Source organism: Gluconobacter sp. P5B12, assembly GCF_018812035.1.
Lineage (GTDB): Bacteria > Pseudomonadota > Alphaproteobacteria > Acetobacterales > Acetobacteraceae > Gluconobacter.
Window position 1 is genome coordinate 57,729 of record NZ_JACRVV010000010.1, and the last position, 12,093, is coordinate 69,821.

Annotated in this window: 6 protein-coding genes; all 6 read left to right on the plus strand. The window is 52.9% G+C overall.

The window, feature by feature from the left end:
• The first annotated feature begins 166 nt into the window (after positions 1-166).
• The 6 genes from bcsA to KP702_RS14370 all read left to right on the plus strand — a co-directional run bounded on the left by bcsA (position 167) and on the right by KP702_RS14370 (position 11,998).
• Positions 167-4,723, plus strand: a complete 4,557-nt coding sequence (gene bcsA / locus KP702_RS14345; RefSeq protein ID WP_215769275.1) for a UDP-forming cellulose synthase catalytic subunit — start codon at positions 167-169, stop codon at positions 4,721-4,723.
• Positions 4,720-8,565, plus strand: coding sequence for a cellulose synthase subunit BcsC-related outer membrane protein (locus KP702_RS14350; RefSeq protein ID WP_202208161.1), 3,846 nt, complete (start codon positions 4,720-4,722; stop codon positions 8,563-8,565). Before bcsA ends, KP702_RS14350 begins: the two co-directional genes overlap by 4 nt.
• Positions 8,566-8,997 carry a cellulose biosynthesis protein BcsD gene (bcsD, locus tag KP702_RS14355; protein WP_202208162.1) on the plus strand — a complete coding sequence of 144 codons (432 nt, stop codon included), beginning with the start codon at positions 8,566-8,568 and terminating at the stop codon, positions 8,995-8,997.
• A gap of 43 nt (positions 8,998-9,040) precedes the next feature.
• A complete protein-coding gene (locus tag KP702_RS14360) occupies positions 9,041-9,379 on the plus strand; it encodes a hypothetical protein (protein WP_202208163.1) in 339 nt (112 codons plus the stop codon).
• A 49-nt stretch (positions 9,380-9,428) separates the two neighbouring features.
• Positions 9,429-10,487 carry a glycosyl hydrolase family 8 gene (locus KP702_RS14365; RefSeq protein ID WP_237390051.1) on the plus strand — a complete coding sequence of 353 codons (1,059 nt, stop codon included), beginning with the start codon at positions 9,429-9,431 and terminating at the stop codon, positions 10,485-10,487.
• A gap of 107 nt (positions 10,488-10,594) precedes the next feature.
• Positions 10,595-11,998, plus strand: coding sequence for a diguanylate cyclase (locus KP702_RS14370; protein ID WP_202208165.1), 1,404 nt, complete (start codon positions 10,595-10,597; stop codon positions 11,996-11,998).
• Positions 11,999-12,093: the final 95 nt, after the last annotated feature.

A 12,093-nucleotide genomic window follows, 5' to 3' on the forward strand; every position in this document is an offset into this window, starting at 1 on the left:
CCAAATCGCTGAGAGCGTAACGCCATTGCTGCGTCTCTCTTAAAATTGGGTTTTGAAATCCCATCTCCGTCGTTCTTAACTCCCGTATTCTGGTCATATAACAGGTTATTGCGGAAAGGATCCGGGTAATCGAAATTTTTCAGTTCAGTTCGGATCTTGATGCGAAATGGTAGTATCCTCTCTTGCCACGTGGCGTTCTATAAGAGCGCGCCACCTTGTCTTTGCCACGCTGGGCGGAACGCTTCTTTTTGGCGGGGCTGCAACAATTCCTCTTTCAGTGGAAAATCAAGCTGTTCTTGCTGTTGCAGGTATTGTAGCGTTTTTTATCGTAGATAGGGTGCGTAATGACAATGCGGCGATTATTCTTAAGCTGCTGTCGCTATTTGTTTCTCTGAGATATTTTGTCTGGCGTCTTACTGAGACGGTTGAATTTGAAGATTTTACTCAGGCCGCCTTAAGCGTAGCCCTTATATTTGCCGAATTTTTCGCGGGGATAATGCTTGTTCTGAGCTATTTTCAGACATTGCATACCCTGCAACGCACGCCGATGGCATTGCCAGATAAAGTTGAAGAATGGCCATCTGTCGACGTCTATATCCCCACTTATAATGAAGACCTTCAAATAGTCCGTATGGTTGTTCTAGCCTGTATGGGGTTGGACTGGCCCGCAGATCGGTTAAATATTTATATTCTGGATGATGGGCATCGAAGTGAATTTTTCGAATTCGCTCAAGCCTGTGGTGCTGGTTATATCGCGCGTCCTGATAATTCTCACGCAAAAGCTGGCAATCTAAACCACGCGCTTGCTCTCACATCAGGTGAGTACATCGCGATTTTCGATTGCGATCATATTCCTGTACGAGCGTTTCTTCAGTCCACGATGGGATGGATGATTGCTGATCGCCGTATTGGCCTCATTCAGACACCTCATTATTTTTATTCTCCTGATCCATTTGAGCGAAATCTTTCAGAAGGGCTTTCCGTCCCTCCAGAGGGTAATCTGTTTTATGGATTGCTTCAGCCGGGAAATGATTTCTGGAATAGCGCATTTTTCTGCGGTTCGTGTGCAGTATTGAGGCGAACGGCGCTGGAGGAGATAGGAGGGGTTGCGACCGATACAGTGACAGAAGACTGTCACACGGCGCTCAGGATGCAGAGAGCAGGGTGGTCTAGTGCTTACTTGCGCCTCCCTCTGGCTGCCGGTTTGGCAACGGAACGTCTTATCCTTCATATCGGTCAGCGTGCGCGCTGGGCGCGAGGAATGACGCAAATTTTTCGTGTCGATAATCCGCTGTTCGGACCGGGTCTGACATTTGCCCAGCGGCTTTGTTATCTGTCTGCAACGATGAGTTTTCTCTTCGCGATCCCTCGTCTCATTTTTCTTCTTGCGCCTCTCGCGTATCTCTTCTTTGGGGAAACGCTGATAGCAGCATCTCCTATGGCACTCGCCGTCTATGTGCTGCCGCACTTTTTCCATTCGGTTGCAACAGCTTCTCACGTCCAGAGAAACTGGCGATATTCATTCTGGAGCGAAGTTTACGACATCGCGCTTGCGCCATTCATCGCTCCAATTACGTTCATGACGTTGCTCTTCCCACGCCGTGGGCGCTTTAACGTGACCGACAAAGGCGGTCTGGTTAAACAGGAATATACGGATATCCGCGCCATTTGGCCGCAGATTGTTATTCTGATCCTGCTCTGCATCGCTGTTCTTTCAGGGCTGTGGAGAATTTTTTTCAGACAGCATGACGTCATGGTTCTGAATGCGTTATGGACGACCTGCTTCTGGGCTGCGCTGAATGCCCTCCTGGTTTTTGGTGCCATCCTGGTTGGGCGTGAGACACGTCAGATAAGGCATAGCCCGAGACTTGCTGCGATATTTCCGCTGACGGTCGATCTGCAGAACGGTAGCCTCGTCGAAGGCGTTACGATCGATGTCTCACGAGGCGGTTGCAGGCTTCACGTTCCGCCTGAAGACGCAAGCATGATCCGCCCGGATATGGCAGTCCGTCTTCGTCTGCAGTCAGGTGAGACCGGTGTGCTTGCTAGAATTGTTCTTGTCGAAGAGGACGAGGTCAGCCTGCGCTGGACGCCTGCTTCGCCACGAGAAGAAGCGGTGATTGTACGGTTCATGTTTGGTCGGGCAGATGCATGGCTTGGCTGGGATAACTATGCGCCAGATCGTCCGCTCCGGAGTGCGTGGCTACTTCTGCGCTGTTTCGGAGCACTGTTTAAACGAACTGATCCTGATTCTTATGCTGAGCGCGACAAGCGCATTCTGAATGCTGAACAGCAGGCAAAGGATTTTGCCGCCGCCCGCAAGAAAAAACGCGAGAGAATAGTGCTTCGTCCCATGAAACAAGGTTCGACTGCTTCCCTCCTGATCATCGGTCTGATGACAAGCATCGCGATGAGTGGGCAGGCCTCTGCTCAGGCTCTCCCATCTCCGATTTCCGATGCAGGAGACAATATTCCTCTGCCCGATATAGGAACCACTACGAATGTGCCGGGGCCTGTCATGCCTCCGCTTGCAGGGGCAACGCCGCAAACCTTTTCTCTCATGCATTTTGGAACGCCCTCTGTTCTACGGATGTTGCCTTGGGCTTCCATTCAGGGGGTCAACCTTTCAGTTCCATCTTCCCGTCTTGTCACAGGGGCGCGCCTTGTCCTGAGTGGAGCGTTTTCACCGCAACTTGCCGCGACAGGCGGGGCCATCACGATACGTCTCAATGATCAGTATGTTGGAACGATCACTTTGGATCGCTCTCGCGCTTCTTTTGACGCCCTTAGTTTTGATCTTGATCCCGTACTTTTCACGAAAAAGAACACACTGACCTTTTCTTTGGGAAGTACGTCTTCGGATCACGAAACGCCTGCGCTGCCCCAAAAAACGACTGACATATGGGCCGAAATCAGAGGTATGTCCTCTCTGACGCTGACCACCGTACCCTTGCCGCCCCAGCGTCATCTCAACCGTCTTCCCACACCTCTGCTGGACATTCAGGCGAGCGATCCTGTCGTGCTGCCTTTTGTCCTTCCTGACAACCAGTCTCCGGGGGACCTACGGGGCGCTGCGATCATGGCAGGTTGGTTTGGAAAGATTACCGACGTCCGACGTATCTCGTTTCCTGTCAGCAGACATCTTCCTTTGAGCGGTAATGCGGTGGCCATCGCTCCAGCAGGTCTTTTGCCAGTCGGACTGCTGCTTCCAGCCTCTGTCAAAGGGCCCTTTGTAGCTGAAGTTGCCAACCCCAAAGATAGTAATGGAACCGTACTGGTTATTACTGGTCGCACCGTGGAAGAGGTTCAGGAAGCTGCGCGTGCCGTTGCATTTCTACCGGAAGCACTTTCTGAAAATGCGTCACAGAGTGTTAGCGCACCGGAAACCATGCCCAGAAATCCGTATGATGCACCAGCATTTATACCGACAAGCCGGGTAGTCCGGTTTGGCGAGTTGGTGAGTGATGCTGCTCTCACGGGCCACGGGTATATTCCTGGCACACTGAGTATTCCGTTCCGTATCTTGCCTGATCTCTACACGTGGCGGGACAAGCCATTTCTCGCCGAGGTTGGCATCAATGGTCCCTTGGAAGCAATTGTTGACCTGGACCGGTCTCATGTTGATGTGAGCCTCAATAACCTTTACCTGCGGAGCTACTCCTGGAGAGTTCCGACGCTTCTACCATTATGGATTTCACGTTACTTCCCGTCGGTTTCTGCCCTACAGCAGGATCGGATCAAACTTCCAGTTTGGGGGGTGTATGCGCAGAATCAGCTTGATTTCTATTTTAGCGGTCGCCCAGCTGCGAATACACAAATTGCCGCATCAGGTCAGGATATCACGATCAGCATTGATCCTGATTCCACGCTTGATTTCAGGCGGGCGTACCATTTTGCCGTACTTCCCAATCTCGCAATGTTCGCAAATAGCGCCTTTCCCTTTACGCGCCTTGCAGACCTTTCCGAAACGGTAATCTGCCTTCCTGATCATCCGGATACAGCAGTAACGACTGCCTTTCTGGACCTAATGGGCACCATTGGCTCCTATACGTGGTATCCCGCAGACAAAATGACTTTGATTGGCGAGAGCGTCCTAGCCTCGGACAAGACGTTTCCCGATCAGGACGTGCTGGTGATGGGAACGCTTGGCTCGGACAGGTCATATGCTTCTCTGTTGGCAGCAACACCTTATACTCTTGAAAATGGCAAGCTTCATTTCCGGCAGAGAACAATGCTGGATGGGGTGCGATATTTCTTTGCCGATCTTGCAGGAAATGCCGTTTCTGACACAGGTACAGTAAAGCTTCAGGGGGCGCTCAGTCTGCAGAGTGGGGGAGCTTTTATGGCAGCGCGCTCTCCGTATGCATCGCATCGCTCGCTTGTCATGATGCTATCCGGGACACCACAGGGATTGGATGAACTGGTTCATGCCATGCGTGATCCAGAAAAACAGCGGGGAATTCAGGGGGATCTGACTGTCGTTAATGGCAGCCATGTTGTCGCGTCTCGCAATGGCATCTCCTATACCGTCGGTAGTCTGCCTTTCTGGGTGAATATCGAGCGTATCTTCCGTGAGCACCCATTCCGCATCATTGCTGCTGCTGCTGTTGCCATCTTTCTGATCGGACGCAGTCTGCATAAAGCTGTCATGTATCAGGCAATGCTGCGCAAACGTGTCATGGATGAGGTGCAACTCTCCGATCAGGGCGTTCAGGCGCAATGAAAGCTCGTTTCCTGCCGTCGCTACCAACGTCCGCCCTGCTTCTTTCTGGTCTATCCCAAGGTGTATTTTTCTGGTTGCCGGAAGATGCGCAGGCTCAACAGGCAGTTACTCTTTCGGCGATCCCGGCGGATCAGGCGGAGGTCGTCCAGCTTCTGTTAAAACAGACGAGGTACTGGCTTGGTCGCAGTCAGTATGATCGTGCGGCAGAAACACTGGCTCAGGCGCGGCAGGTTGCTCCTCAAAACCCAGGCGTTCTGGAAATCGAGGGAGAGTGGGCTGCTCAGAAAGGTGACATTGAAGCTTCGGAAAGAGTTCTAAAGACGCTTCAGAAAATCAATCCGAAAGCGGCACAAAATCTGGATTCCGTTATGAGGGGAAGCCTTGTTTCTGGCCCACTTTTGGAGGAGGCCCGGACCCTCGCTCGTTCAGGGAAGGCGACAGAAGCAGTGCGCGTTTATGAGCGTCTGTTTCCGAATGGTCCGCCAGGAGGGTATGCACTGGAATATTATCAGGTGATGGCTGCGTCTAAGCCATTGCGAAACGAGGCTATTGCCGGGTTGCGATCACTGATCCGCACTGATCATAACAATATTGCGGCTCAGATTGGATATGCTGAAGCTCTGACCTGGAACGAGGACACCCGTCTGGATGGAATGAAACGGTTGCAAGGTCTGGCGGGTGTTACGGCTCTTTCAAGAGAGCAGCGAACCTCTGTCATGAGAGCTTGGCGAACAGCACTTTACTGGGTTCCTCCGACCTCTCGAAGCATCCCACTTTATGATGCTTTTCTATCGGTCTTGCCGCAAGATCATGATGTGCTGGAACGTCGACATCAGGCAGAGCATGCCCCGAGTGAAGAATTGGCCCAGACCCGCACTGAAGGTTTTCAGGCTTTGGACCGTGGCAATCTTCAGCAGGCGGAAAGTGACTTCAATGGAGTGCTGCAGACCCATCCGGATGATGCGGACGCGGTCGGAGGGCTCGGACTTGTGCGTCTGCGGCAGGGGCGTTCGGACGAAGCTACGGAACTTCTGAACCGGGCATCGCAACTGAACCCTGCCGAGGCCGCGCGTTGGACGAAAGCTTTGGCAGGTTCGAAGCTGGCGGGCACCTATCACAGGATAGACAGTCTGATCGCTACGGGGCGTTATAACGAAGCACGACAACTCGCTGTTGACACGTTGCAGGTGGCGCCCGACCAAGCGGCTCTTAAAGTCAAACTTGCAGACATGGATCGTAGGCAGGGGCGAACGGCTGAAGCCGAGCGAGGCTATCGTAGTGTTCTTGCTTCAGAGCCCGGGAATATCGCAGCGCTTCAGGGGTTGAGTGGAATTCTGGCTTCGGATGGAAGGGTGAGTGAGGCTCAGGCACTCGCCCGACGTATTCCGGGTATGGGCAACCGTTTCCTGCAGGATATGCGTGCGGCCGATTTACAGGCCGAAGCTGACCGGGCGGATAACGCCGGGGAAAAGGTAACCCTGTTGACTTCAGCTCTAGCGGAAAAACCAGACGACCCGTGGATCAGGCTTCATCTGGCTCAGGCGCTTCTGAAGTCTTCGCGCCAGCAGGAAGCACGGGAAGTCATGGAGCCTATCCTGTCGACAGATCGCCATCTGACGGCTGAACAGCTACAGGCTGCAGTGTTTTTTAGCAGTCAGGTCAATGATTTCGACAGAATCAGACAGCTTCTTCGAACATTGCCTGCACAGGCACGGACGCAATCCATCAGACAGGTTGAGATGCGTCTTGAAGATCACGACCGCATCGCCACTCTGCCGGCGGATGAGACCGATGCCCGCTTTTATGTCCGCAGACTTGCCGACACTATGAGCGATCCTACCGGGATAAGGGGCGCAGGCGTTGCCAGCCAACTGGTTGGTGCAGGCAAGCCTGCTCTCGCTGTCTTTTTTCTCCGGAGCCTCTTGTCTTCTACCCCCCATCTGACGGCACAGCAGCGACTGGCATATGCGGGGAGCTTCCTGGGGGTTCGCAAAACAGAAGAAGCACGACATCTGATGGAAGGCCTTGCAGGTGCGCAGTTGACTCCCGAAGAGGAACGTGAGCGCCACGATATTACAACAGGGCTGGCTGTAACGCGGTCGGATCAGCTGAATGCGAAGGGTGATCAGGCGGAAGCCTATGAAGCCCTCAGGCCCGTTCTGGCGGATAATCCGTCTGACACGTCAGCCCGTATGGCGCTCGTTAGACTGTATGAAGCCCGGCAAGAAAATGCCAAGGCGGATGAAATTGTACGTGCGGTTGTCAATCGTGACCCTGATGATCTGGAAGCCAGACTAGCATTGGTCAAGCTCGAAGCTCAGGCTGGCCAAAAAGACGAAGCCAGAGTTAATGCCGAAGCTCTCAAGGAGCGTGCGCCCACCGATCCGCGTGCGTGGATTGCGGCAGCCCGTGTGGCCGAGATGGATGGTAACTGGCGCGAAAGTCTTGAAGATCTTGCTCGGGCCAGAGAATTCCGTGCCGCTCAGGTTCGACGGACGGATGGAGGCCTTGTTGAGGACGTTAATCCATTCCGGCAGCAGGATCACGGCAAATCCGAGGCGGAGCAGGACCCAATGCTGAGTGGCATTCAGGAAGATGAAAGCCGCGTCAGTCAGACTTATGCGCCGACCGTGGATATTACTCCCGGCTTTCTCGGACGTTCCGGGACCGGCTTGACCAAGCTTTCCCGTGCTGATTTGAAGATGGAAGGAGCCATGACGGTGGGTTCGGGACGATTGGGTATCGTTCTGGATCCCACCGTACTCGCCTCCGGCACGGGGACTATGGATTATCGGGAAGGGCTGTGGAAAACTGGGACGACAGCGGTGACTTGTGCGCCTCAAGACGTCCAGACAACTTCTGCCTGCTACAGTGACGTGATACGTCGCCGCTCGGCTTATGGCGTAGGTACGAATCTTTATTATGCTCTTGATTGGTTCAGGGCGGATATCGGCACGTCGCCTTTGGGCTTTTCTGTGACCAACATTCTGGGTGGGATTGAATTAACCCCTCAGATTGCGCCTCATCTTATACTGCATACGACATTCGAACGACGTGCCATCGCAGATAGCGTCCTCTCTTATGCAGGTCTGCGTGAGACGGAGACAGTGGGCGATGTAACCCAGCACAGGACCTGGGGCGGGGTAACCAAAAATAGAGCTCATGCACAGTTCGAATACGGAGATGATGCCTTTTCTCTGTATGCAGGTGGGGGCGGTGCTTACATCTATGGTCGTAACACGCAGTCCAATGTTAATTATGAAGCCGGTGTGGGAGGCAGTTTCCGTATCTACGACGATGGTATGAACAAAGTTCATATCGGTGCGGATGCCGACTGGTTCAGGTATAATAACAACCAGTTTCTTTATACCCCCGGGAATGGCGGTTATTTTTCGCCACAGTCCTTTTTCTCTCTGACTATCCCGGTGCGGTATGCAGGACATAAGGGGGCGTGGGATTGGGCGGCTTCCGGTTTTGGAGGCTTCCAGGCGTATCGTCAGCGCAGCACACTGCTTTTTCCTCGAGACAGTCGCTACCAGACACAGGCAAGAGCGAATTACGATGCTGCACAGGACTGTGTACAACAGCAAGCACTCGCTGCCGCAAACGGATCAACAATCACACCCTGCGGTGGTGTTTCTACAAGTGTGCTGAGCCAGTACAACTATCGTGATCCCGCGAAATCTTCGTCTGGAATTTCAGGCGGTATAGATGCGCTTTTCTATTACCACATTACGCCTGATCTGAAGGTTAGTGGTCGTTTTCTCTACCAGAAGTCGGGTCCCTGGAATCAGACAGATGTGAATCTGTCCGTTCACTACGACTTTTCCGGAATACGTTGAATGGCCATTGATTTTACACTGCTTCTTACAGAGCTGGCTCGGGAATTCGATCAGCAGGCCGGGGCGGACGCGCGGGACAGTTTTCTTCGGAAGGTCGGGTATCGGATTGCGTGCCGCGTGACATTGCCGCCATGTGAAACGCTGCTCAACCTCGAGTTGGAAATGAACGTCCAGCTTGCCACGCTTGGGTGGGGGCAAACGAGCCTTTCTCTGGCAGAAACCCAGGCACGCCTTCGTTTGACCCATGATGGTCTGCCATCACTGGGAAGTACGGGTACTCCGCCAGGAAGCTGGCTGACGGCATGTCTGGCGGGCCTCTATGAGCAATGGCTTATGGATCAGCCCAATGCCGCGGAAGGCTGCCGAATAACATGGGACCCTCAGACGCCGGCCAACTCCATTGGAAGTCTACTGTTCGAGTACGGACAATGAACAGAACCGCGACCGGTCGCTTCATGAGCCAGGACGATTAAGCATGCCCCAGTTTTCATCCGACGTTCCTTCACTCTGCAAAGCAATGGGAAAGCCGGATTTCAGATACCGTTCGTTCGATAACATCGCTTTCATTCCACAGACACCTTACGTGAAGGCGCCTGTGGAGGAAGCCGAACACGTTGAAGCGTCGAAGCCTCTCCCTGCACCTGAAGTGACTTTGCGTCCTCAGGACGGCAGCACGGAGAGTACTGCCCTGCCGATTGAAAATTTCCTCACGGATGCCCGTAGCATTCCACTCTCCAAGGTGTTTTCGATGCTGGAGAAAAACAGGATCACAAGCGGCATGCCCGCAAAGGGACTTAACGAGATTTTTCGTTGAGTAATCTTCAAGCGCGACAGTACCAGACAGGATATATTCAGTGAAGAACATGATGCGTGATCCCACCATGGCAATAGAGTCCTTCAACCGGCGGATGGTCATGAAAGGAGTTTTCTGTACTTCATTTCTGGCGGCGACCGGATCGTATGCTTCTGCTGCGACTGCAGATGATCTGTGGGAAGATTACAAGAAACGCTTTATGACCTCTGACGGGCGCATCATCGACGCTCATGATGGTGTCGCCTCCCATAGTGAAGGGCAGGGATATGGGATGCTCTTCTCCGTTGCGTTCGATGATCAAACGTCTTTTGACAGGCTCTGGAGTTGGACCGCCACGACGCTCCGCAGGCCACAGGATGCGCTCTTTTCCTGGCGGTATATCAATAATTCTATCCCGCATGTGCCTGACCATAACAACGCGACGGATGGTGATCTTTTGATCGCCTTTGCCCTGACAAGCGCTGCAAGGAAATGGCAGCGGCCACATCTTTTGACGCAGGCAAAGCAGATCTATTCAAGTATTCGGAAGAAACTTCTCGTAAATTTCAACGGTTGCCTTGTCCTTCTTCCGGGTATTTCGGGTTTTCTGTCACCCGGAAAAGCTACACTGAACATGTCCTATTACGTTATTCCATCCATGCAGGCCGCACAGGAGTTCGACGATACCGGAATATGGGCGCAAGCTATTCATGACGGAATGGATCTGCTCCGGCAGGCTCGTTTTGGCAGATGGGGCTTGCCACCTGACTGGCTCACGCTTGGAAAGGATCGGGACGTGCCGGAAATCGCTTCGGGTTGGCCACCCCGGTTTTCGTATGATGCGATCCGGGTTCCTTTATATCTTCAATGGGGCGGCATGCTGGATCGGGATATTGCAAACCCGTTTGTGCGTTACTGGCATGCCTACACGTCAGGCGGGCTGCCTGCCTGGATCGACCTGAAGACAGATGAAACAGCGCCTTATGCGGCCCCCCAGGGATTTCATGCCATTGGCGCAGCCTGTGGGTTTGAGAATGGCTTTAGCCCGGTGTTGAGCAGAAGCATTGATTATTACTCTGCTTCACTTGTCCTTCTCTCGAACATCGTTGCGGCACAAAGTTTGCGCTAAGGCGGGGAAATGACGAGACAGAACTGCTTTTGTGTTTAAAGATCATGGGGTGCTGCTGTGCAGTTCCTTTCGAAAAATTGCCCCAGAACTGTACGGAAAATTATTTGATGACTACTGATGCCTCTGAAGTACAAGAGCCTTCTATCGCCGAGCAAGAGTGGCAGGGACTGATCTCCCAGACGCCCGCCCCTGTGCAGGAAATTGTAGCAGGGGTGATAGACCAGCACGCGGTGGACTGCGTGCAAAGGTTTTATGAAGTGCTTCTGAACAACGCTGATGCAGCCCCGTTTCTTTCGAATGAAATTGTTGATACGCGCCTTCGTGCAGCACTGGGGCGTTGGCTGGCAGAGCTTTTCTCTCACGACGCGCCGGACGCCAGTATTCTTGTGCAGACTCAGCAGAAGATTGGCGCCGCGCATGCGCGTATTCAGATCCCGATTCATGTGGTGATGCATGGTGCCCGTCTCCTGAAAAGGAAACTGCGCGTGTTCATTCAGGCACTGGGATTGGACGGACCGCAATATTCCGCGGCCATCGCATATGCGGAAGATATGATCGATATTGCGATCGAGGTCATGAGCCTGGCTTTTGTACAGGGAACGCGAAAGGAAGTTGAGGTCAATGAGGCGTTCCGGCTCATGTCACTGGGCAAAGACATAAGTCTTGAACGAGAGACGCAACGGGCCGCTTTGCTGGAGTGGGGACAGTCTTTTCTTCTCGACATCTGTTATGGGGGAGACTCCGCCAATACTCTTTCAGACTCTGCGTTTGGGCTCTGGTTAAGGCACAAGGGAAGTGTTCTGTTTCAAGGCGCGTCAGAAATTGACGTTGTATCGAAGGCCGTAGAACACGTTGATAATGCGCTTGTTCCGAAGCTGGTCTCCGCGCGGCCTGTGCCCCCACAGGCAATCAAAGCCCTTCAAGGCGCGCTGGAAGAAATCCATTACATGATGGACCAGCTTTTTAAAACGGCGGAAGCCGTTGAGAATGGCCGTGATCCATTGACCAAAACACTGAGCCGACGTTTCTTGCCTACCATTCTTGGTAGAGAAGTCTCCCTTTCTCTACGGCGACATATTCCCTTCAGTATTCTGATGGTGGATATCGATCACTTCAAGTCCGTCAACGATAAACTCGGGCATGTTGTGGGTGATTCCGTGCTGCGATACGTCGCTAAAATACTGGTTGCACAGTGCAGGATGAGTGATTTTATTTTTCGATACGGAGGAGAGGAGTTTCTTGTTCTCCTGACCGAAACTCAGGAAGAACAAGCGATCCAAATCGCGGAACGTATTCGCACAGCGATTGAGCAAAACACTGCTTTGACAGTCAACGAAATCGATATTCGCGTGACCGCATCGTTTGGCATCGCCACATTTGCTGGCCATCCGGATTATCGTCATCTCATCGAGGATGCAGATCGAGCCCTTTATCTTGCCAAGGCGGCAGGTAGAAACCGCTGGCATGTAAGCAAAGGCAGACACGTTCATTCGGATGGCTTGGCAGAGTAAGTGTGCTGTGTCCGATGGATGTTTAGTAGCCTGGAATAGTTTCGCCGTATCTCCACACGCTGTGGCTGCTGCCTTTCATCGATAGAATCTGGAGC